Below are 22251 nucleotides of genomic sequence, written 5' to 3' on the forward strand. Positions count from 1 at the left end.
TCAGTCTCAGAGATGGCTAGCCCTGCCCTCCGGCCTTGTAGCCGACGCCGCGCACCGTCTGGACGATCTCCGGGTGCTCCGGGTCCTTCTCCACCTTGGAGCGCAGGCGCTGGACATGGACGTTGACCAGGCGCGTATCGGCCTGGTGGCGGTATCCCCAGACCTCTTCGAGCAGCATCTCGCGGTTCCAGACCTGCCACGGCTTCTTGGCCAGTGCGGTGAGCAGGTCGAACTCCAGCGGGGTCAGCGGAATCTTGGCGTCGCCGCGACGGACTTCGTGCCCGGAGACATCGATGGTCAGATCGCCGATCTGCAGCTTCTCGTTCTCCGGACGCCCTCCCGTGCCGTCGGAGGGGCGCAGGCGAGCGCGCACACGGGCTACCAGCTCAGCGGGCTTGAAGGGCTTGGGCACATAGTCATCCGCCCCGGCCTCCAGGCCACGGACCACATCTGCGGTGTCCGACTTGGCGGTGAGCATGATGATGGGGGTGTCGGCCTCATCGCGCATCTCTCGGCAGACCTCGATGCCGTCCTTGCCAGGCAGCATGAGGTCGAGCAGGACCACATCCGGCTTGGCCGAGCGGAAAGCCTCCAGGGCGGCGTCGCCGGTCGCGCAGAACGTCGGTTCGAAACCGTCGTTGCGCAGCACGATGCCGATCATCTCGGAGAGCGCCTCGTCATCGTCGACGACCAGAATCTGGGCTTTCATCAACTCTCCTGTTCCTCCACGGGTGCGGGCCCTCCACAGAATATATGAGAGTTGTAGAGTTGCACGGGAACGGGAGCACAGCAACAGCGATGGAGGACCTATGTCAGCGGCAGGTCAGCCCTACCACCTCGGCGGCGATCCGGGGGAAGCAGCAGCGGCTCCGGGATCGGTCTATCCGATCCGACGGCTGCATCTCAATGACGTCTTCGGGGCCGGCTTCCGCATGCTGCGCCACTCCCCGGCCACCATGCTGGGCATCCCGCTGGCCGCTGCGCTGACCAGTTCCCTGCTGAGCCTCCTCTCCATGCTGCTGCCCGGCGGCGGCACGATGGGCCGGATGATCATGGATCCTCTGGCCATGGAGAATGATCCAGAGCTGATGATGGACAGCTTCGCGGGCGGCGAGTTCCTCATCTTCGCGCTGATCGGTGCCCTGCTGGGCCAGGCCCTCATGGTGATCGCAGGCGGCTCCATCGTGCTGCCCACACTGCGCGCCGCCTATGGCTTCCGCACCGGCTTCGGCCAGGCTCTGCGCCTGCGGGCGCGCCGCTTCCTGCCGTTGCTGGCCTACTACCTGGTGGTCGGCGTCGCCCTCTTCGCAGTCCTGCTCGCAGTGATCGCCGGCTTCGGATTCTTCTTCGCCGTCGTGGCCCCGGAGGCTGCGTGGGTCGGAGGGATCCTGGCACTGCTGAGCCTGCCGGTCTTCCTCTTCCTGCTGCTCTGGCTGACCGTGGCGCTGCTCTACGCCCCCATGGCCATCATGGTGGAGGATAAGGGTCCCTTCGCCGCGATCGGACGCTCCTTCCGCTTGAACAAGGGTATGTGGTGGCCACATATCGGCACCGTCCTGCTGCTGGCTCTGATGCTCATGGGCCTGATGATGATCATCACGATCCCCTCGATGCTGCTGATGGGCGTCGGCGGCAGCTTCACCATGGACCCGGACGATCCGGCAGGATCGTTCTCCGGTGTCATGCTGATCACCATGATCGTCTCCACCATCCTGGACGGGATCATGATGGGCCTGATGATGGCTCTGTGGGTGGGCATCACCACCGCGATGTACCTGAACGCCCGCATCCGCCAGGAGGCGGTCGACGTCGCCTTGCTCAGCGCAGCCCCACACTCCCCCGACGACGGCCGCATCATCCCGTCCTCGGTGGAGCACCTCGGGCATCTCCAGCCCACACCGGGCCAGCCAGGCCCGTACCACCCGAATCCGTACCAGCAGCCCGGCGGCTACCAGCAGGGTCCGTACGGCCAACCGCCGCAGGGACAGCCGCCCTACGGCCAGGATCCCTACGGACAGGATCCGCATGAGCAGAGCCCCTACGGTCAGAATCCCTATGGCCAGACCCCGTACGGTCAGCCGCCCTATGGGCGGCCCGGCGGCCAGGACGGCGGCAACGACGACTTCGGCCGCCCGAGGTGATGGATGGACTCGCCTCCTCTGGACCCCGACCGCGATGAGGCTCGGGAGCTCCTGGAAGAGGAGCTCACCGATGACCAGTATCAGCGCGCCTTCACCGGCCCGCTGCGGGATGCCCTGGACGACCTCTGGGCGTGGCTCACGGAGGGCGCCCTGAGCGTGGGCGGCCTGGAGATCCCCTACGGCCCTGTGGTGCTGGTGGTCCTGATCGCCGTGGCCATCCTGCTGTGCATCCTGTTGGTGAGGCCGCGCCTGCAGCGCTCCGGACGCCCCACCGATGAGCTGCTCAACGCGGAGACCGGCCTCAGCGCCGATGATCTGCGGGCCCGCGCCGGTGAGCACCTGGGCGCGGAGCGGTTCGCCGACGCCTTCCGGGACCTCTTCCGTGCGGTGGTCCGCTCGGCTGAGGAGCGTGCTCTGCTCGCCGAGCAGGCCGGCCGCACCGCCTCTGAGGCGGCCCGCGATGTGGCCGCGCTCTTCCCTGGCCAGGCTGATCAGCTGCACCGCTGCGGAGAGCTGTTCAACCTCTCCCACTACGGCGGCCGTCCCCTCTCCGCTCAGGACGTGGAGAGGCTGCGCGCTCTGGAGGAGACTCTGCGCCAGACCGAACCCAGCCCCGGCCAGGGCGCGCCCTTCGGGGCACCCCGTCTGGTGGTGCCCGAATGACCGCATCCCAGGCCACCGATCAGAATCCCGCCCAGGGCCTGGCCGCGCCCCATGCTCCGGTGGAGGACCGCCCGGCTCCGGCCGAGGCCGCCCCGCAGCGCAGGAACACGGTCAGCAGCACGTTCAGCGCCCTGCTGAGGACGCTGAAGCGCTGGCAGCTGTGGCTTCTCCTGCTGGTCTTCGGTGCGATCGTGGCCGTGACCCTCCAGCTGCTCGATACCGAAGACAACCAGCGCTACGGACTGCAGAACACTGATCTGGACGGCTATGCCGCCCTGGCGAATGTCCTGGAGGACCACGGGGTGGGTCTGCACCGGACCTACTCCGGCGCAGCGGCGGCCGACCAGCTGGAGGAGACTCCGGAGGCCGCCGTCGTCGTGATGGGCGGGACCATGCACCTGCCCAGCGATGACACCGTCCGCGAGCTGGGCGAGCATGCTGAGGACCAGCCGGTGATCTGGATCAGCCCCGACGCCGCCATGCTCTCTCAGCTGGGCGACAGCCAGGCGCAGAACTTCCCCATCAGCGAGGACCCGCAGGCCATGACCAGCGAGGAGACGCTGCTTGAGGCCGGTGAGCACTGCGAGATCGAGGCCGCGCTGACCGCGGAGACCATGGAGACCACCGGTGAGTTCTACCAGACCGGGCTCAGCGAGGGCGGGGAATGCTTCTCGCTGAACCCGCAGCACCCCGACGCCGGCTCGGCTCTGGTGCCCACACCGCAGGGCACCCTCTTCGGCGCCCCGGATGCCTTCACCAACCGGGAGATCGTGGATCAGGGCCATGCCGCTCTGGCCCTGCAGCTGCTGGGCCAGAGCGAGGACCTCATCTGGTACACGCCCTCGAGCGCAGACGCCGCAGGTGATGACCAGTGGCTCAACCCCACCGATCTGATGCCCGGATGGGTCATCCCGCTGATGATCTGGCTGATGATCTGCGGCGTGCTGCTGATGCTCGTCCAGGGCCGGCGGCACGGCCCGGTCATCGCCGAGCCCCTGCCGGTGGAGGTCCTCGCCTCCGAGGCCGCGGAGGGGCGCGGACGGATGTATCAGAACGCCAATGCGGTCCATGCCTCGGCGCGGGCGCTGCGCTCGGCGGCCCTGCTGCGCCTGGCCCGGACGCTGCGGCTGGGGAACTCCCCAGCGGAGCCGGTGATCGTGGAGGCTGCGGCCCGGCACACCGGCCGTTCGGTGGAGCAGACCCGGCAGCTTCTGGACGTCTCCCTCATCAACAGCAACACAGACCTTGTACGATTCGGGCAGCAGCTCGCCGACTTCGAGGATGAGCTCCTGAAGCGGCTCGGCCATGCGCCCAGGGAAAGGAACTGAATGACCGCCGAACCCCCTCAGCCAGCACCTGAGTCCACGCCTGACCACCCTGCCCCGCCACAGCAGAGCTTCGAGATCACCGATACCGCCGCACTGCGCGACACCTTCCACCGCGTCCGCCAGGAGGTCTCCAAGGCGGTGGTCGGCCAGGACGGCGCGGTCACAGGCGTGCTGATCGGTCTGCTGACCCGCGGCCATGTGCTGCTGGAGGGTGTGCCCGGTGTGGCCAAGACCCTGCTGGTGCGCAGCATCTCCGCGGCCCTGAGCCTGGATGCCAAGCGCGTCCAGTTCACCCCGGACCTGATGCCCGGTGATGTGACCGGCTCGCTGGTCTATGACGCCTCCACCGGAGACTTCGCCTTCCGCGAGGGGCCGCTGTTCACCAACCTGATGCTGGCCGATGAGATCAACCGCACTCCCCCGAAGACCCAGGCCTCGCTGCTGGAGGCCATGGAGGAGCGCCAGGTCAGCGTGGACGGCGTCGGGCGTCAGCTGCCCGATCCCTTCCTGGTGGCGGCCACCCAGAACCCCACGGAGTATGAGGGCACCTATCCCCTGCCGGAGGCGCAGCTGGACCGCTTCCTGCTGAAGGTCAATCTGGCGCTGCCCGAGCGCGGTGAGGAGATCGAGGTCATCCGTCGCCATGCCGCCGGGTTCAACCCCTCCTCCCTGACCGAGGCCGGCATCCGGCCCATCGCCGGTGCCGAGCATGTCCTCGCCGCCCGCAAGGCCGTCTGGCAGACCACGGTGGCCCCGGAGGTCATCGCTTACATCGTGGACATCGCCCGGGCCACTCGTCAGGCACCGAGCTTCCAGCTGGGCGTCTCCCCGCGCGGTGCCACCGCCCTGATGAACTCCGCCAAGGCCTGGGCCTGGCTCTGCGGGCGGGACTTCGTGACCCCCGACGACGTCAAGGCGCTGTCCCTGCCTGCGCTGCGCCACCGCGTCTCCCTCTCCCCCGAGGCCGCGATGGACGGAGTCAGCGTGGACGACCTGCTCCAGGGCATCCTGACCACCGTCCCGGTGCCCCGCTGATCCCGGCCCCATGGTCCTGACCCGGAGGCTGCTGTACACGGCGCTGGCGCTGAGCGCCGTCGTCGTGGTGGTGCCGCGCACCGCCACGATCTTGCTGTGCCTGCTGGTGCTGGCTCTGCTGGTGCTGGCCGACATCCTGCTGGCCGGATCCCCGCGCGCCGTGCGCGTGGAGCGGATCCCCACCGATGCTGTGCGGCTGGAACATCCCGCCCAGGCGGTCAGCGTGCTGCACAACACTGGGGCGCGACGGCTGCGCGGCTCGGCCAAGGACGGCTGGCAGCCCACCGCCGGCGCCCGCAGCCCCATCCACCCGCTGAGCATCGACGGCGGCTCCCAGCAGCGGATCAGCACAGCGCTGAACCCGCGGCGCCGCGGCCAGCTGCGCAGCCTGCATGTGGCCATCCGCTCCTTGGGTCCGCTGGGCATGGCCGGACGGCAGGTCACCCACGAGGTCCCGCACAGCCTGCGCGTACTGCCGCCCTTCCGATCCCGGAAGCATCTGCCCTCGAAGCTGCAGCGGCTGCGCGAGCTGGACGGACAGACCGCCGTGCAGCTGCGCGGGGCCGGCACCGAATTCGACTCGCTGCGCGACTACGTCCGCGGCGATGACATCCGCTCCATCGACTGGCGGGCCACCGCCCGCAAGCGCGGAACCGCGGGGCACACCGGCCATGGTGCCGATCTGGTGGTCCGCACCTGGCGGCCCGAGCGCGACCGTCGTGTGGTGCTCTGCCTGGACTCCTCCCGCACCTCGGCCGCCCGGGTGGAGGACGAGCCCCGGCTGGACACCGGGATGGAGGCGGCCCTGCTGCTGGGTGTGCTGGCCGACGGCGCCGGGGACCGCGTGGACTTCTTCGGCTTCGACCGGAGCATCGGCCCGCGAGTCCGCTCCACCTCCGGTGCGCTGCTGAACCAGATGGTCACCGCCATGTCCGACATCCAGCCTGAGCTGGTGGAGGCTGACTACTCGCGGCTGCCCTCCCATGTGAAGTCGCTGACCTCCCAGCGCTCGCTGGTGGTGGTCCTGACCTCCCTGGACTCGGGCGCCCTGGAGGAGGGTCTGCTCCCGGTGCTGCCCGCGCTGACCGAGAAGCACCTGGTGCTGGTGGCCTCTGTGCGGGACCCGGACCTGGACCGACGTGCCGCAGCCCGCGGAACCGTGGAGGAGACCTACCGGGCCGCCGCCGCAGAGCGTTCACTGATCGAACGCGAGGCGATGAAGACCCAGCTGGGCTCGCTCGGCGTCGAGGTGGTGGATGCGGCTCCGCATGAACTGCCTCCTCAGCTGGCTGACGCCTATATCCGGCTCAAGGCCACCGGTCGGCTCTAGCTCACACAGCCGTGATATCGCCTGCCCGGCTGTGAGAACCTGGATGTATGAAGGTTCTTGCAGCGATGTCCGGCGGCGTGGATTCTGCCGTCGCAGCAGCCCGCGCCGTGGACGCCGGCCACGAGGTGGTGGGCGTGCACCTGGCGCTCTCGCGCATGCCCGGAACGCTGCGGACCGGGTCGCGCGGATGCTGCACCATCGAGGACTCCTCGGACGCCTGGCGCGCCTGCGAGAAGCTGGGCATCCCCTTCTACGTGTGGGACTTCTCGGAACGGTTCAAAGCCGATGTGGTCGATGACTTCATCGCCGAGTACCAGGCGGGACGCACCCCGAATCCCTGCATGCGCTGCAACGAGAAGATCAAGTTCGAGGCCCTGCTGGACAAGGCCATCGCACTGGGCTTCGACGCTGTGGCCACCGGGCACTACGCCACGATCCTCACCGACGCCGACGGCAACCGTGAGCTGCACCGTGCGGCCACCTGGACCAAGGACCAGTCCTATGTCCTGGGCGTGCTCAACGAGCAGCAGCTGGCCCACTGCTACTTTCCGCTGGGCGACACCCCTTCGAAGGACCTGGTGCGTGCCGAGGCCGAGGAGCGCGGGCTCTCCGTGGCCAAGAAGCCCGACTCCCACGACATCTGCTTCATCCCCGACGGGGACACCCGCGGCTGGCTGGCCGAGCAGATCGAGATGACCAACGGCCCCATCCTGGACCAAGACGGCGAACAGATCGGTGAGCATGAGGGGTCCGAGGCCTACACCGTGGGTCAGCGCCGCGGGCTGAAGCTGGGGCGTCCGGCCCCGGACGGCAAGCCGCGCTTCGTCCTGGAGATCCGCCCCAAGGAGAACACTGTGGTGGCCGGGCCCCGGGAGCTGCTGGACATCGACCGGATCACCGGCATCCGCGTCTCCTGGGCGGGGCTTCCCGTGGCAGAGGCGAGCACCGGTGATTGGTTCGACATCGACCTGCAGATCCGCGCCCACGCGGATCCCGTCCCGGCACGCGCCCGCGTGGAGCAGGAGGAGGACGGCCAGCGTCTGGTGGTGGAGCTGGAGGAGCCGCTGAAGGGCGTGGCTCCAGGCCAGACCGCAGTGATGTATCAGGGCACCCGCGTGCTGGGTCAGGCCACCATCGACACCGCCCGTTCCAAGAACTACCAGCCCGCCTGAGAAAGCGGAATCGGCGGCGATGAGTCGGTAGGCTGGAGTCATGAGCTCGAGCGAAGAACGTGCCGGCGATGCCGCCTCATATGTGGAGCCCGCGGTGCTCGAGGAGCTGCTGTCCATGCGCTCCTCGATCGACAACATCGATGCCACGCTGGTCTATCTGCTGGCTGAGCGGTTCAAGGCCACTCAGCGGGTCGGCGTGCTCAAGGCCACCCACCAGCTGCCGCCGGCCGACCCGGCGCGGGAGAAGAACCAGATCGCTCGACTGAAGCGCCTGGCCGAGGACGCCCAGCTGGACCCGGAGTTCGCGGAGAAGTTCCTGAACTTCATCATCGAAGAGGTCATCCGCCACCACCAGGCGATCTCCGCCTCTGCCCAGACCTCCGTCGCGGAGACTTCCGTACAGAACCCCGCACAGAACCCCGACGCCGGCCGATGAGCCTGCGTGCCGCCGCAGCCGGGACCTTCCCCGGCACCGATCTCCGCCGTGCCGCCGAGCTGCTCACCGCCGAGACTCCGTCCCCTCATCTGGCTGCGCTGCCGGAGCTTCCTCAGCGAGGACACCATGCCACGCTGCTCGGCCGTGCCACCGCGCAGCTCTCGGAGCTCTTTGGGGAGCTGACCTCCTACGGGTGGCGGCTGACCCAGCGCCCGGGTGCTGATCACCTGCGCGCCGCGCAGCTGCTGCGGGCCGATGTGGACACGCTGGCCGATGTGCGCGGCGAACGGGCTGAGACCTACGGCGAGGAGCCCTCTCCGCTGAAGCTGGAGGTGCTGGGCCCGGTCAGCCTGGCCGCCCAGCTGGCTCTGCCCTCCGGCGAGAAGGTGCTGGTGGATCACGGGGCCCGCCGCGACCTGGCCGAATCGTTGGCCGCAGGCATGGCCTCCCATGTGGAACATGTGCGCCGGGCGTGCGCTTCGCAGACGCTGAGTGTGGTGCTCTCTGAGACCCGCTACGGCCGTGTTCGGCGCGGCGAAGTCCCCACGGTCAGCGGCTACCGGACCATCCGCTCACTGCCCCGGGACGAGACCCGGGTGATGATCGGCGTCGTGGTGGAGGCGCTGCGCGCCGCCGGTGCCGATGAGGTCATCCTGGACCTGGGCGAAACTCCACAGGCTGAGCATGTGGAGGACTTCCGCGGTCGTGAGGCCTCCCGGGTGGAGGGCCTCGGACTCCCGGTCACCACGCTGGGCGGTGCGGCCTGGGAACAGGTGGCCGAGCTGACCGAGTCCGGCACCCAGTGGCTGGCCGGGATGCTGCAGCCTCATGAGACCGGGCGGGAGACGCTGCCGCAGGTCAGCTCCCTGGCGGCCCGGCTCACCGAGCCCTGGCAGGCCCTGGGCATGCCGGCGTCGTCGCTGGACTCCTTCCTGCTGACCACCTTCTGCGGAACCGACCGCGAGCGCCCTGGTGCGCCCGGGACTGCGGGTCTCGATGAGACCTCAACGCTGCGGACGCTGACCCGCGTGCTCGGCACCGCCGAGGCTCTGACCGAGCAGATCAACAGCTGATCGGGCCTCACGTCGATTTCTCTACCCAGTTCGCGACATTTCAGCCGTCCCAGGCGGGGTGAGATGTCGCCAGGTGGGGAGAGATCCTGCTCAGTCGCTGATTTCCAGGCCGAGGTGGTCGGCCAGCGCCGGGGCCAGCTCCATCAGCTGCTGGGAGCTCACCACTGCCCCGCGCAGACCCTCCACCCCAACGATCCGGCCGATCTCAGCCCCCGTCAGATCCAGGTGCTGGGCGCGCAGCCCGGTCAGCACCAGAGCCTCGACCCGGGTGCTGCGAAGGGCCACGCGCTGGACACTCCCCTGGGTCAGGTCCAGCTCGCCGAGGGTGCAGCCCTCGATCAGCACATCCCGCAGCTCGGCCCCGCGCAGGTTGATCAGATCGAGCTTTCCGGAGGAGATCTTCACCCCCGAGAGCACGGAGTCGTAGAGCTCCGCGACGCCGATGCGGCTGTCTTCGAGCAGCACGTCCCGCCAGCCGGAGCGGGGTGCCTGAAGATGTGGGATGTTCAGCCGGCTCAGCCGCGACTCCGCCACGGTGAGCCCGGAGAGATCACCCTCGGTCAGTGAGGCGTCTTCCCAGACGCATTCCACCAGGGAGGCACCGCGGAAGTTGCTGGCGGCGCCACCGATCAGACCCCCGCTGGCCAGGTCCTCGGGCGGCAGATCCTCAGTCAGCCGGCGTCCCTCAGCCGCGGCATGCTCCCGGAACTCTTCCGCACTGATCTCACGCAGCCTCTGCGGCTCGCGCAGGTCCAGCTGCGGTTCCCGTGCCGCAGCTTTCTCCCGACGCCGCCCGCCCCTTTGCTGTGCCATAGGCACTGAACCTACCGGCAGTTCACCTCCGATGCAAAACTTTGCAATGTTTGCAGTTGTTACCGCCATGTGGTTATCCTGAAAGCACCTACTGCGGGAGACGAGGAGCTGGCCCGTGGCGTCACATTTCACGAGAGGGAATCATGCGAAGCGGAACACGAGCAACTGCAGCCACTCTGGGCATCATGGCCGTTCTGGGCCTCAACGCCTGTGCACTGACCGAGGGTGATGAGGAGGAGGTCGAGCAGGCCTCCACGGTGGAGCCCGACGCCGAGACCGCGGCCCAGGAGGACAGCGCGGATGAGGACGCCCCCGCAGCAGGCACCGGCGAGGACACCACTCCGGACCCGGATGAGGCCATCCAGACCGTCACCTATGACATGACCGGTCCCACCGAGGGCGAGATGACGATGGCTCTGCATGGCCTGGAAGTGAGCGATGAGGGCATGCTCGTCACGGTCACCTTCGCCCCGGAGTATGAACAGGACGGCGATCCAGCACATTTCGTCCGAGACATGCACGACCCTGAGTACGAGAACATCACTGAGTACCTTCTGCCTGTGGTCAGCGACCGCGCGAATCTGAAGGCCTACCACGTTCCCCGCGAACAGCAGATGAACTATGGAGGGGGCTGGTTCCCGAGCGCCGCCCAGGCCTGGGCCTCCAGCGTGAACGTCAACGTCCACTCCGGTGACACTCTGACGATGTGGGCCTATGTCCCCACCCCGGAGGATGACATCGACACAGTGGATGTGGCGGTGACACCGGGGGCTCCGGAGTTCCGCGATGTCGAGATCGAGTGGGACGACCACTCCCCTGCTGATCACGGCGGCGAGGACGAGGCTGCGGAGGACGACGATGAGTGAGCGGCAGATCAACCGCACCGCCCGCCTATGGGCAGCCCTGGCACTGGCAGGGGGCATACTGCTGAGCACCACCGTGCCGGCCGCCGCTGATGAGGAGGAGCTGCCCGACAGCCCTCCGGAGCAGCCGGATGGCGCCCCCTCTATCGATGAGTTCGTCAACGCGCCGGACGCCGATGACTTCACCAAGCGTTATGACGGCGCGGACTTCATCGATGAGCTCGGCGCCCCCAGCGAGGAGGAGGACGTGATCGTCCTGGAGACCGACATCCTCTTCTCCGCCATGGAGTGGGAGATCCCGGCCGGGGCCGGCAGCACCATCGCCGGCCTCGTGGAGGAAGTCCCCGAGGACGCCACCGTCCAGGTCCACGGCCATACCGATTCCAATCCGGTGCCGGAGGAGTACGACTTCGACAACCAGGCGCTCTCCGAGAATCGCGCGGAGGCCGCGGCCGAGGTCCTCGACAAGGAGCGCCCCGACCTCACCCTCGAGGTCGAAGGCTTCGGCGACACCGATCCCGCGGTCACAGAGGACCCCGAGGATCCCAGCACCTACGCCGCCAACCGGCGCGTGGAGATCCGCTACGGCGACTGAGGCGCTGGAGACGAGACCTAGCTGTAGTTCCTCGACACGTTGTGAACGGTCCGTGAGTTGAGCGGAGACCTCCGGTATCGGTGTGTGTACCACCAGCACACCTAGAACCGGAGGTCTCCATGACTCACCGTAACGCCCCAATGACACCCGAGGGCAGAGCCCGGATGGTCACTCTCGTCCTCGATCATGGCTGGCCACAGCGCCGGGTCGCTGAACGATTCCAGGTCTCACCTGCCACCGTTTCTCGATGGGTCCGTCGAGCACGAGACCACCAAGGGCTCGAGGACCGCTCCAGCCGGCCACGCCGCTGCTCACGTCAGCTCTGCCAAGGACAGGAACGCCGGATCATCGCGCTGCGCTTCACCCGCCAGTGGGGACCCCACCGCATCAGCGCCCGACTGGGCATCCCTCGATCAACCGTCGGCCGGGTCCTGGAGCGGTACCGGATGCCGAAACTGGCGTGGATCGATCAGGCCACCGGACTGCCAGTCCGCCGCCCATCGGCGAACCGGTATGAAGCCTCAACCCCCGGAGAGCTTGTCCATGTCGATATCAAGAAGCTGGGCCGAATCCCCGACGGAGGAGGATGGCGGGCCCACGGCCGCGGTTCAGTCCAGGATCTTATGGCCCACCGCGCCACGGACGCAGCAGCCCGAGCCGGGGCGCCAGCTTCTCGTGGCTACCGGTATCTGCACCACGCAGTCGATGATCACTCCAGAGTGGCCTACTCGGAGATCCTCGATGATGAGCGAAAACACACCGCCGCCGGGTTCTGGGCCCGGGCGGAGGCGTTCTTCGCCGACATCGGAGTCCAGGTCAGCGCTGTGATGACTGACAACGGGGCCTGCTACCGGTCAGCAGCGTTCAAAGCCGCTCTGGGCGAAGAGATCAAGCACCAAAGGACACGCCCCCGCCGGCCACAGACCAATGGGAAGGTGGAGCGGTTCAATCGAACGTTGATGAGCGAATGGGCCTACGCCCGCTCCTACATCAGTGAATCCTCCCGTGCAGCTTCGTACGAGAATTTCCTGCACTACTACAATCACCACAGAACCCACACCGCGCTCGGAGGCGCTGTTCCCTCAGCTCGCGTTCACAACCTCACAGGGAACTACACCTAGGGCAGGTCTGACAAATATGTAGCGCCCGTCCTGCGAGACTGAGCAGATGTCGAGGTTCCAGCTGCTCTCCGATGCCCAGTGGTCGATGATTGCCGACATGCTGCCCCGCCCCACGGGCCGCAAGGGCAGGCCCTTCGCTGATGCGCGGACCATGGTCGAGGCGATCATCTACCGGTATCGGACCGGCATCGCCTGGCGCGATCTGCCCGAGGTCTTCGGTCCCTGGCAGACGGTCTGGACCTGGCACCGGCGCATGGCCGCCGAGGGCACCTGGGATCGGGTGCTGGAGCGGCTGACCGCGGCAGCCGACGAGGCCGGACAGATCGACTGGACGGTCTCGGTGGATTCGACGATCGCTCGTGCCCATCAGCACGCGACCAACATCAGCCGCCACACAGGGGGCTGGATCGAATTACACGAATCCGCAGACCCAACCCCAGACCCAGCCCCAGAACCAGCCGGTTCCAGAACCGCCTGATCATGCCCTGGGCCGCTCGCGCGGCGGGCTCTCGACGAAGATCCACCAGCTCGTCGACGGCCGCGGACTGCCGCTGGTGGTGCTGCTGAGTCCCGGTCAGGCCGGCGACTCGCCGATGCTTCTCCCACTGCTGCAACAGCTGAAGGTCGGCCGCCGCCTCGGGCGGCCGCGGACCCGGCCGGATGGACTCTGCGGGGACAAGGCCTACTCCTCGCGGGCGATCCGCAAGCACCTACGCGCCAGGGGCATCATGGCCCATATCCCCGAGCCCGAGGATCAGAAGGGCCATCGCCTCCGGCGCGGATCAGCTGGCGGCCGGCCACCGAACTTCGACCCGGGCGCCTATCGCGGCCGCAATGTCGTCGAACGCCGCTACTGCCACATCAAGCAGTGGCGCGGGATCGCGACTCGCTATGACAAGCACGCGTTGACCTACCGGGCCGCGGTGGTACTCAACGCGGTGATCGCGTGGACCGCACATTTGTCAGACATGCCCTAGCGCCTGGAGTTGCGGCCGGCGTCGCGGGCTTGGGCTATGATCCCAGGCAGCGCGCCGGCCAGCTTCACCACATCCTCCTCCGTGGTGGTGTGACCCAGGGAGAAGCGCTGGGCCCCGCGGGCCTCCTCCTCAGAGAGCCCCATGGCCAGCAGCACGTGGGAAGCCCGGGGGACTCCGGCAGTGCAGGCGGATCCGGTGGCCGTGTCGAAGCCGGCCATATCCAACATGAACAGCAGAGAGTCACCCTCCGCGCCGTCCACGGTGATGTGCAGATTATTGGGCAGCCGATCGGCCGGCCTGATCCGCGGATCCGGCCCACGCAAGGTGACACCCTCGACGCCGTCCACCGCCTCCAGCAGGCGATCCCGCAGAAGGGCCAGGCGTGCGGCCTCAGCCTCCACCCCGGCCACTGTCTCCTCGGCCACAGCCGCGAAGGCGCAGATCCCCGCTGCATCCAGGGTTCCGGAGCGGAAGTCCCGCTCCTGTCCGCCGCCGTGCTGGACGGGGGTCAGCACCACTTCCCGGCGAACCAGCAACGCTCCGATCCCCACCGGAGCGCCGATCTTATGTCCGCTGACCGCCATCGTGGAGGCCCCGGAGGCGGAGAAGCTCACCGGGCCGGCCTCGGCGGCCAACGAGCCGAAGGCCTGGACGGCGTCGGTGTGGAAGGGGATGCCTTTCTCACGGCACAGCTCAGCCATCTCGGCCACCGGCTGCACGGCGCCGGTCTCGTTATTGGCCCACATGGCGGTGACCAGGGCGATGCTCTCCGGCTCCTCGGCCAGAAGCCGCTGCAGCTGCTCGGAGAAGCCGGCCAGATCCACCACACCTTCAGCGTCCACCGGGATCATCACCAGCTCTGCCTGCTCCTGGGCCTCCAGCCATTCGGCGGTGTCCAGCACGGCGTGATGCTCGATGCCCGGCAGCAGGATCCGCCGGCGTCGGGGGTCTCCGTCCTTGCCCAAGCGACGCTGCCACCACATGCCCTTGATCGCCAGGTTGTCCGCCTCGGTCCCGCCGGAGGTGAAGATGACCTCCGAGGGGTGGGCGCCCACGGCCTCGGCCAGCTGGGCCCGTGCGGAGTCCACGGCCAGCCGCGCCCGCCGGCCCGACCCGTGCAGCGAGGAGGGGTTGCTCAGCTGCGGCATCTGCTCAGTGAGGACGCGCAGGGCGGTGGGCTTCACCGGGGTGGTCGCGGCATGGTCGAAATATGTCATCGTGACCTCGATTTTACTCCCGGCCGGCACCCCCGGAACCGCCGCGCGGTATCGTACCCTGCGATGACCAACCCAACCGGCAGCTCCTCCTCGGACTTCTACAGCGTGCTGGGCGTGGAGCCCGACGCCGACCAGAAGACCATCCGCGCCGCCTACCGCCGCCGCGCGCGGCAGGCCCACCCCGATCAGGGCGGATCGGCCGAGGAGTTCCACCGGGTCCAGGAGGCTTGGGAGACGCTCGGCTCCGAGGAGTCCCGCGCCGCCTATGACCGGGCCCGCGGCGGCACGGCCGGCGGTGCGCCCACTGCCGAGGAGGACTTCGGGCTCAACGGCGGCACCTATGCCCGGGGCCGTACCTGGACCGCCTCCTCCTCCGGGACCGCCGACTCACCCGGTGGACGCCGCGGCGCAGCGCGGAGACCCTCCGGTGCCGCACTGAAGCCGCCGGTCTATGAGCCTGAGCTCTCCACGCCCGAGCCGCTTTCCCTGCCGCTGACCAGCCAGCGGGTCCACGGAGAGTTCGCCTCCCGCGGGCTCTTCGGCGGTGGGAAGACCCAGCGCCGGCACAGCCGCAGCATCGACCTGCTGACCAAGCACGTGCTCGATGAGCTGCCGGCGGCCCGGCTGTTCAACGATGTCCACCTGGAGCCGACCTCTGCGGACCGGAAGGGCCGGCGTCGGGCGCCCCGCGGCGGGGAGCGCGCGGAGCATGTGCTGGTCTGCGGCGATGCGCTGGTGGTGCTCGGCGTCCAGGAGGTGGCGGCCTCGGCGGCCTCCTGGGACGGGCGGACGCTGCGGGCCGCCGGACGGGCTGTGACCCTGCCGAATCTGGCCGCACAGGCCCGCCGACTGCGCGAGACGCTGACCCAGCGGCTGGCGGCTGAGTACGGACGCGAACCGGTGCTGAGCACCGGGCACCAGATGATGCTGCTCTCCACCGACAGCAGTCTGCTCAGCCCCGTGGTGGAGGGATCCGCAGGTTCGCCTCCGCTGGCCGCCGGACGGGCAGTGCGCCGGGTGCTGGCCGATCTGGGCGTCTCCGAACGGGCCAACGTGGTGGACCGCCGCCTGCTGGCCGCGCTGCGGGATCAGCTGGCCACCCCCGACGCCGGCTGAGCTCGGCCGGCCCAGCGGCGGGCCGCACCCAGCCTCTACACTGTTCTGCGTGTCTGCAGACGAATCCTCCCCCGCACGCCTGCGCGTGCTCGTGGACCAGCCGGAGATCCCCGGCAACACCGGCAACCTGATCCGCTTAGCCGCAGTGACCGGCGTCGAGCTGCACCTGGCCGAACCGCTGGGCTTCGACTTCGCCGATGCCAAGCTGCGCCGCGCCGGACTGGACTATCACGATCTGGCAGTCATGACCGTCCATCCCAGCCTGGAGGCGGCCTATGAGGCGCTCGGGTTCGACGAAGAGGTGCCTCAGGAGCAGCGCCCGCGGGTCTTCGCCTTCACCGGAGAGGGCACCACCGGGCATACCCAGATCAGCTATCAGCCCGGCGATGTGATGCTCTTCGGGCGCGAATCGGTAGGGCTGGATGAGCTTGTGAAGGCCGATCCGCGCATCACAGCGAAGGTGCGGATCCCCATGATGCCCTCGCGCCGATCGCTGAATCTGGCGAATTCGGTGTCCATCGCGGTCTACGAGGCCTGGCGGCAGAACGGCTTCTCCGGAGCCGCCTGAGCTTCATCACTGCCACAAGAGTGTTGATCAAGAGGGTGTCCAGCTCAGATCGCTAGACTCGCAAAGCATGGAGACCCCTTCCCCGAGCCGCCGCGATGACCAACCGGACGAGTTCCCGAAGACTGATGCCGAGGAGCCGCAGGACAGCAGCCCCGTGCACGAGGGCGAGGCTGAGGACTCCGACGGCGCCGATGCCGAGGACTACGGTGAGGAAGACTATGCAGAGGAGGGTCCCGCCGAGGAGCGGTCCGAGCCTCTGACGCTGAGCGAGCTGCTCACCGGGACCGCCCGCGGCGACGAGTCCTCCTTCGCCGCCTTCTACGAGGCCACCTCCGATGTGGTCTACGGGCTGGCGCTGCTGATGCACGAACACCCCGACGGCGCCTACTACTCCACGCTGGCGGTCTACCAGCACCTGTGGGACCAGGCAGATGAGCGTGCCCGGGACCTGCGGCTGCAGTCGGCCACCTCCCAGTCGCTGACTGAGGAGCACCTGAACTCCCCGGAGGATGAGGAGACCGCCTACCGGCCCAGCGAGTATGAGCTGGTCCTGGAATGGTTGGTCCCCCTGGCCCACCGCATCATGGTGGAGCGCTTCCGTGAGGGTCTGGCCGAGCCGATCAGCCTCTCTGCCGTGCCGGAACCCCAGGGCGGCGGCGTAGCCGGCCTGCCCGAGGAGATCCTGGACGACCTCACCACGCTCTCCGATGCCCAGACCCAGGCGGTGGCGCTGAGCTACCTGGCCGGCGGGACCCATCAGCAGATCGCCGACGCTGTGGACTCAGCTCTGCCCACGGTGAAGTCGCGTCTGCGCGACAGCATGACCCGGCTGCACGCCCAGCGCGACTCCCGTGAGACGGAGGCCGACCCGATCCTGCGGGCCGCGGTCACCAAGAAGGACGTGGAGCGCAGCGGCGCGGTGAACCGGAACTTCACCAACCAGGTCTCCGCGGATCTGGAGAAGGGCCTGCTGGTGGAGCTGGCCGAGCTCTACGCGCTGGATGCCATCGATGACCGTGAGCGGGCGCTGCTCGATGAGACGGCGCTGACCGCCGATGAGGACACTTCGCAGCAGTGGGACACCCGCGTGCTGGCCGCGCGGCGCACGCTCTCCGAGATCTTCTCCGCCCACCCGGTGGTGCCTCCGGGACAGCTGCTGGACGAGATCCTCTATGACCTGCGCGACCGCGAGCGCGAGGTCGGGATGAGCATGGTGGAGGAGTTCTCCAGCCACACCGAGGAGACCACCAAGCGCGATCCGATCATGACACGCTGGATGATCGTCACCGGCCTGGTGGTCGTGATCCTGCTGGCCATCCTGCTGATCTGGCGCTTCACCGCCGGTCAGGACGTGGAGGCCATCGCCGACGGCGCCGACGACTCCCGCACAGTGGATGACATCGAGCTGGCCGAGGGCGGCAGCGGCTACGCCGTGATCTCCGAGGCGGAAGACGTGGCCTACCTCGACTTCGAGGACGTCGCCACGCTGGACGGCCACACCTACCAGGTCTGGCTGCTCTCCGCGGACCGCCCGCCGAGCTCGCTGGGCAACTTCTCTTCCTCCGAGCTGGAGGAAGAGATCGTCTCGTTGCGCAACATCTCCAGCTACACCCACGTCCAGATCACCGCGGAGGAGATCCGCGGCGAGGAGCGCCCGCTGGGTGACGTGATGGCGGAGTTCCCGCTGCACGAGGACGGCCCGGAGGAGCCTGAGGGGACCGTGGACGACGGTTCTGAGGGTGAAGCTGAGGGCGAGGACGCTCAGGGGCCGGACACCGCTGAGGAAGGTGCCTGAGGCAGGTTCCTCTCCCCGCTCCCCTGCCGGAGTGAGCTGTGTGGGCACTTCCAGGCGTTCTGGGGCCGTTCCGCACGCTCAGAGCACCTGGAAGTGCCCACACAAGTCCGGCTCAGGGTGACGGCCGGGGATCAGCCGATCCAGTCGCCGTTCTCGTCGTACTGGTCCTCAAAGATGGCCGGGGGCTCGTCCCCCGGTTCCAGCTCCACGGGGCCGTTGCAGCCCCAGGCGTCCTGGGTCTCACATTCGCCGCCCACGCTGCGTGAGGACATCTGCCAGATGTCTGCGTTGCCCGGGCTTGAGCTGATGACGGCTTCACCGGGGATGCCGATCCATTCGCCGCCGTCCACCCGGTATTCGCCGATGAAGGTGGTCCCGATGGTGACCTCGAAGGTTCCGCTGGCCGTGTAGACGTGGCTGGTGGCCGTGGCGGTGTCTGTCTTGTCCACGGCGTAGCCGGCGGAGTCGTAGTCCGGCAGGGCGCTGCCCGGGTCGAAGGAGGTGACGGTGGTGCCGTCGCCGTAGTCGAAGTGAAATTCGATGGGGATCGCCCGGATGTCCACCTGGTACCCCAGCATCGCCTCGGTGAGGACCTGGGTCTCGGACTCGGCGAAGACATTGGTGTGGCTGTCCAGGAATCCGAAGCCCTGGAAATCCGGCTCGAAGCCGACGGTGGAGGCCTCGATGGGCAGCTCAGCGAAGTCAGCCTCGGTGACCACGGGCAGCGGCTCAGGCTCATCCTCCTCGGCAGGTTCGCCCGGCTGCGGCTCAGCAGCAGGCTCATCCGGTGCTGCGGGCGGCGCATCATCAGGACAGCTGCGGTTAGTGATGGGGGAATCTTCGCCTTCGCAGATCTCCTGCATCACCTCGAGGCACTCTGAGCCCATGACCGCACCATCGTCGGTACACATCCGCATGCCGGGCGGTGGCGCGTAGATGTCCTCCGGTCGAACCTCAGAGCCGTTGCCTCCACCGCCGGTGCTGCCACCGGCCTGCTCTTCACCACCACTGGTTCCAGAACCACTCCCCTGTCCCGGATCGCCCGAGGGAGGCTGCGGAGGGTTCTCCCCGTAATGAACCTCGCGTTCAATCTCTACCGTGACCCCGTCCGATTCGAGGTCAGCCAGGAAATCGTCTGGAGGGCCGTCTTCCGCATGCGCGAGGGGAAGCATCGACGTGCTCATGACCATTGCAAGAAGGGCGGAAAAACTACCGACCCTCAGGGCATGCTGGGATACCGCGTTCATAGCTGCTCCTCGTCGCCATCATCCCCGGCAAACAACAGGTCAGCTACGAGCCACCTGCCGTCGACGTAAGCAAGGGCGACGGTCCATGGCCGTTCCTCGAGAGCCTCAACTTCACCGACCAATTCGCCATCCCAGTAACCGGCATAAGCACCCTGATTCAGCGTGAACAGTCCGGAAGCCACGTCGTCCCCATCCAACGTCAGGAAAGCTTGGTGAACCACGTCCTCTTCCTGGACATACCAGCCGTTCTCGTAAGCTTCCTCGACGCGCTCCACCTGCTGGGCGCAGAGAGCGCAGTTCGCGGTGGAGGCGGCCTCCAACGGCGCTGTGTCTCCGGTGTTGCGGGCGTATTGACGGGTCTCGAACCAGTACTGCAGGGCCGCTTCCACACCCTCTTCGGTCTGCTCCGAGGCTTCCTCGGGAACCTCCGGTTCAGGCCAGTTCTCCGCCGGCCCTTCAGAAGACGCCGGAAGCGGTTCCGGCTCCTCAGCCTCACCGGCGGCACCCTCACCGCCGGCGTCGGCGTCGCCGTCGGCGTTCTCCTCACCGACCGGTGCGTCTGTGCCCTCGGCGGCACCACTCTCCTCAGCAGTGCCGGCCTCGGCGTCATCACCACAGCCGGTCAGCCCAGCCACCAGCACACCGGCTGCCATCGCGCCCGTCACACAGCGGAGCCTGAGATCCATACCCATCACATCGTCATCCGTTCACTCACCGAGGCACCGCTGCCATGACAGCCCCTCGCTCTGGTCGCGTACTGTCTGGGAGTCTACGCACAAACCGCTCCGCCCCATACGGACTGTGGAGAGGCTTCACAGCGGAGGTTGAAAAACCACTCTTCCCACGTCACAGACTCCCGAACAGCAAGAGAACATGCTGTAATCGACAGAGGCCACGCCATGACGTCGATCACACACCAGGAGTGCATATGAGCGATTCAGATTTCTCCACCTGCGATCTCTTCGACGCGGATGAGCAGCTGCAGTCCCTCTCTCTGCAGCTTCAGAATCTGGGCGGGAAGAAGAAGTTCACCGGCCCCATCCGCACGATCCGGTGCCACCGGGACAACGGGCTGGTGAAGTCGACGCTCAACACCCCCGGCGCGGGCCATGTGCTCGTCGTCGACGGCGAAGGTTCCCTGGAGTCCGCTCTGATGGGCGACATGATCGCTGAGGCCGCCATCGCCAACGACTGGGCCGGCGTCGTGATCAACGGGGCCATCCGTGACCGCGCCGCCCTGGCTCAGCTGAACCTGGGCGTGAAGGCACTGGGGTCGAACCCGCGGAAGTCGGCCAAGGCCGGCCACGGAGTCTTCGACATCGACATCGAGTTCGGCGGCGTGAACTTCCGCCCCGGCGCCACCCTCTGGAGCGACGAGGACGGCATCCTCGTCACGAACTCCTAGAGCTGTCCTCGCTCACCGGCTCCGGATCAGGCGTGGGCTCACCCTGGAGCTCCGGATCGGCAGGCGCAGTCTCAGCCTCGGAGGCCTCTGCCTCCCGGCGCTGCATCTCCCGGACGATATAGGCCACGCGAAGCTCTTGCAGACAGATGCCCCAGATCAGCAGCGAGATCGCAGGCCGGGAGGGTTCGTAGTCTCCGAACGCGGCGCTCAGCACCCCGAGGCCGAACAGCGCCCACAGCCCATAGGAGACCCACTTGGTCACAGCGAGGTCCAATGACGACGGGCCGCCCATGGCCTTCTCGATCGGCGTCCCGCGGTAATAGGCGATCGCGAAGACCGGCGCCACCGGGGCCATCAGCAGGGCCACTGCGACGGAGAACCATCCCCAGTCGAGCACGCTGCAGGCGTGCCAGGCCATGAGCAGCGCGCTCATCGCGCCGAAGACGCCCCAGACAGCGGGCCAGAACCGCCAGCCGCTCTGTGAGACCATCGAGTCCGCTCCCCTTCAGAGTCGGCTACATGCTCCCCAAGACCCTAGAACATGCAACCCCGAAAAAGGCCGAGAACCGCCCGCCTCAGAAGCCTGAGATCGTATCCGCGGCGTTCACATGGACCAGGTGGAACTCCTCGGCCGAGCACTCAGAGGCGCCCGCGCGCTCCCCCGCCTGGACCATCTTCTCCACCACGTAGCGCTCCATTCCGCCCGGATCCGGATGCTGGCTGAAGTGCCGGCGCAGCGCCTCCAGCTTCTTCTCCTCATAGCCGGTGACGTCCACGCGCAGCTGGATCCGCTCCAGCGGCGCAGCCATGAGCATCAGCGACTTGATCTTGAACGCCTCCAGGCCCTCCTCCTCGAGCAGCTCGGGGAAGGCGAAGGGATTCTCCACCGCCGGATAGCTGGCCCGCACCACCGCCTCGCCGCAGGCCAGATGGTCTGGATGCGACTTCTGCAGCCGGTCCCAGGCCCGCTCCGGATGGCAGGAGATGACCACATCGGGGCGCACCTGGCGCATCACCCGCACGATCTTCTTCTGCAGCTCAAGAGTGGGCTCGACGAAGCCGTCGCGCTCGTCCAGGAAGATGACTTCGCGGATCCCCAGGATCTCGGCGGCGTCGAGCTGCTCCTGACGACGCCGGGCGGCCATCTCTTCGGCGTCGCGGCCCAGCTCGAAGCCCCCAGCATCACCGGCGGTCAGCAGGCAGAGGGTGACCTCCACGCCCCGTTCCGACAGCGCGGCCACTGTGGCCGCCGCCGCGAAGTCCAGATCATCCGGGTGGGCGGCGAAGGCCAGCAGCCTCTCCATGCCCAGGCCGTCGATCAGCTCCTGCGGGCTCTTCAGCTGTGCGTCCATGCTC

23 protein-coding genes are annotated in these 22251 nt (G+C 67.8%); 16 read left to right on the top strand and 7 right to left on the bottom strand.

Annotation, left to right across the window (positions count from 1 at the left end; all coding sequences use genetic code 11):
• Positions 1 to 16: 16 nt before the first annotated feature.
• Complete coding sequence (gene mtrA / locus IEW85_RS04860) at positions 17 to 709, bottom strand: MtrAB system response regulator MtrA (protein ID WP_188683250.1); 693 nt, start codon at positions 707 to 709, stop codon at positions 17 to 19.
• Positions 710 to 809: 100 nt separating this feature from the next.
• On the opposite strand from mtrA, the gene IEW85_RS04865 reads away from it, so the two are divergent.
• The 8 genes from IEW85_RS04865 to IEW85_RS04900 are packed head-to-tail and all read left to right on the top strand — an operon-like array spanning position 810 to position 9178.
• On the top strand, positions 810 to 2141 hold the full coding sequence (locus IEW85_RS04865; RefSeq protein ID WP_188683252.1) for a DUF7847 domain-containing protein: 1332 nt from the start codon (positions 810 to 812) through the stop codon (positions 2139 to 2141).
• A 3-nt stretch (positions 2142 to 2144) separates the two neighbouring features.
• On the top strand, positions 2145 to 2804 hold the full coding sequence (locus tag IEW85_RS04870; RefSeq protein WP_188683254.1) for a DUF4129 domain-containing protein: 660 nt from the start codon (positions 2145 to 2147) through the stop codon (positions 2802 to 2804).
• Positions 2801 to 4132 carry a DUF4350 domain-containing protein gene (locus IEW85_RS04875; protein WP_188683256.1) on the top strand — a complete coding sequence of 444 codons (1332 nt, stop codon included), beginning with the start codon at positions 2801 to 2803 and terminating at the stop codon, positions 4130 to 4132. Before IEW85_RS04870 ends, IEW85_RS04875 begins: the two co-directional genes overlap by 4 nt.
• Positions 4133 to 5167, top strand: a complete 1035-nt coding sequence (locus IEW85_RS04880; RefSeq protein WP_188683258.1) for an AAA family ATPase — start codon at positions 4133 to 4135, stop codon at positions 5165 to 5167.
• Positions 5168 to 5177: 10 nt separating this feature from the next.
• On the top strand, positions 5178 to 6497 hold the full coding sequence (locus tag IEW85_RS04885) for a DUF58 domain-containing protein (RefSeq protein ID WP_188683260.1): 1320 nt from the start codon (positions 5178 to 5180) through the stop codon (positions 6495 to 6497).
• A 47-nt stretch (positions 6498 to 6544) separates the two neighbouring features.
• The gene (mnmA, locus tag IEW85_RS04890) at positions 6545 to 7669 is read left to right on the top strand and encodes a tRNA 2-thiouridine(34) synthase MnmA (RefSeq protein WP_188683262.1); all 1125 of its coding nucleotides are present in this window, start codon (positions 6545 to 6547) and stop codon (positions 7667 to 7669) included.
• Positions 7670 to 7709: 40 nt separating this feature from the next.
• Entirely contained in the window at positions 7710 to 8105 is a 396-nt protein-coding gene (locus IEW85_RS04895; protein WP_188683264.1) for a chorismate mutase, read from the top strand.
• Complete coding sequence (locus tag IEW85_RS04900; RefSeq protein WP_188683267.1) at positions 8102 to 9178, top strand: uroporphyrinogen decarboxylase/cobalamine-independent methonine synthase family protein; 1077 nt, start codon at positions 8102 to 8104, stop codon at positions 9176 to 9178. Before IEW85_RS04895 ends, IEW85_RS04900 begins: the two co-directional genes overlap by 4 nt.
• A 90-nt stretch (positions 9179 to 9268) precedes the next feature.
• Here IEW85_RS04900 and IEW85_RS04905 read toward each other — a convergent pair whose 3' ends face one another.
• Complete coding sequence (locus IEW85_RS04905) at positions 9269 to 9991, bottom strand: pentapeptide repeat-containing protein (protein ID WP_188683269.1); 723 nt, start codon at positions 9989 to 9991, stop codon at positions 9269 to 9271.
• Between the two features lie 185 nt (positions 9992 to 10176).
• Here IEW85_RS04905 and IEW85_RS04910 point away from each other — a divergent pair, with 185 nt between their 5' ends.
• From IEW85_RS04910 to IEW85_RS04925, 4 genes are all read left to right on the top strand, one after another.
• Positions 10177 to 10857: a hypothetical protein gene (locus tag IEW85_RS04910; protein ID WP_188683271.1), complete on the top strand. Its 681-nt coding sequence runs from the start codon at positions 10177 to 10179 to the stop codon at positions 10855 to 10857.
• Entirely contained in the window at positions 10850 to 11449 is a 600-nt protein-coding gene (locus tag IEW85_RS04915; RefSeq protein WP_188683273.1) for an OmpA family protein, read from the top strand. The genes IEW85_RS04910 and IEW85_RS04915 overlap by 8 nt, the downstream gene beginning before the upstream one ends.
• Before the next feature lie 119 nt (positions 11450 to 11568).
• Complete coding sequence (locus tag IEW85_RS04920) at positions 11569 to 12570, top strand: IS481 family transposase (RefSeq protein ID WP_188683275.1); 1002 nt, start codon at positions 11569 to 11571, stop codon at positions 12568 to 12570.
• 46 nt (positions 12571 to 12616) lie between these two features.
• A protein-coding gene (locus IEW85_RS04925) for an IS5 family transposase (RefSeq protein ID WP_188683277.1) occupies positions 12617 to 13547 on the top strand; the annotation gives its coding sequence in 2 pieces (ribosomal slippage) (positions 12617 to 12967 and positions 12969 to 13547; 930 coding nt in all).
• On the opposite strand, the gene IEW85_RS04930 is transcribed toward IEW85_RS04925, so the two are convergent.
• Complete coding sequence (locus IEW85_RS04930; protein ID WP_188683279.1) at positions 13544 to 14764, bottom strand: cysteine desulfurase family protein; 1221 nt, start codon at positions 14762 to 14764, stop codon at positions 13544 to 13546. The two genes, IEW85_RS04925 and IEW85_RS04930, sit on opposite strands and share 4 nt — an antisense overlap.
• A 63-nt stretch (positions 14765 to 14827) precedes the next feature.
• On the opposite strand from IEW85_RS04930, the gene IEW85_RS04935 reads away from it, so the two are divergent.
• The 3 genes from IEW85_RS04935 (at position 14828) to IEW85_RS04945 (ending at position 18243) form a co-directional block, all read left to right on the top strand.
• Positions 14828 to 15880, top strand: a complete 1053-nt coding sequence (locus IEW85_RS04935; protein ID WP_188683282.1) for a DnaJ domain-containing protein — start codon at positions 14828 to 14830, stop codon at positions 15878 to 15880.
• 40 nt (positions 15881 to 15920) lie between these two features.
• On the top strand, positions 15921 to 16448 hold the full coding sequence (locus IEW85_RS04940; RefSeq protein WP_373286543.1) for a tRNA (cytidine(34)-2'-O)-methyltransferase: 528 nt from the start codon (positions 15921 to 15923) through the stop codon (positions 16446 to 16448).
• A 67-nt stretch (positions 16449 to 16515) separates the two neighbouring features.
• Positions 16516 to 18243 carry an anti-sigma factor domain-containing protein gene (locus IEW85_RS04945; RefSeq protein WP_188683284.1) on the top strand — a complete coding sequence of 576 codons (1728 nt, stop codon included), beginning with the start codon at positions 16516 to 16518 and terminating at the stop codon, positions 18241 to 18243.
• A gap of 131 nt (positions 18244 to 18374) precedes the next feature.
• Here the strand turns inward: IEW85_RS04945 and IEW85_RS04950 are convergent, their stop codons facing one another.
• Positions 18375 to 19130, bottom strand: coding sequence for a hypothetical protein (locus IEW85_RS04950; RefSeq protein ID WP_188683286.1), 756 nt, complete (start codon positions 19128 to 19130; stop codon positions 18375 to 18377).
• Positions 19131 to 19486: 356 nt separating this feature from the next.
• Entirely contained in the window at positions 19487 to 20155 is a 669-nt protein-coding gene (locus tag IEW85_RS04955) for a DUF6318 family protein (RefSeq protein ID WP_188683288.1), read from the bottom strand.
• Between the two features lie 263 nt (positions 20156 to 20418).
• Here IEW85_RS04955 and rraA point away from each other — a divergent pair, with 263 nt between their 5' ends.
• Positions 20419 to 20895 (top strand): ribonuclease E activity regulator RraA, encoded by a 477-nt coding sequence (rraA, locus tag IEW85_RS04960; protein WP_188683290.1) that lies wholly within the window; start codon positions 20419 to 20421, stop codon positions 20893 to 20895.
• On the opposite strand, the gene IEW85_RS04965 is transcribed toward rraA, so the two are convergent.
• Together IEW85_RS04965 and IEW85_RS04970 are read right to left on the bottom strand one after the other, a co-directional pair.
• Positions 20882 to 21385, bottom strand: a complete 504-nt coding sequence (locus IEW85_RS04965; protein ID WP_188683292.1) for a hypothetical protein — start codon at positions 21383 to 21385, stop codon at positions 20882 to 20884. The two genes, rraA and IEW85_RS04965, sit on opposite strands and share 14 nt — an antisense overlap.
• A gap of 85 nt (positions 21386 to 21470) precedes the next feature.
• On the bottom strand, positions 21471 to 22247 hold the full coding sequence (locus IEW85_RS04970; protein WP_188683294.1) for a PIG-L deacetylase family protein: 777 nt from the start codon (positions 22245 to 22247) through the stop codon (positions 21471 to 21473).
• Positions 22248 to 22251: the final 4 nt, after the last annotated feature.

It is taken from the genome of Nesterenkonia cremea (assembly GCF_014642675.1).
Lineage (GTDB): Bacteria > Actinomycetota > Actinomycetes > Actinomycetales > Micrococcaceae > Nesterenkonia > Nesterenkonia cremea.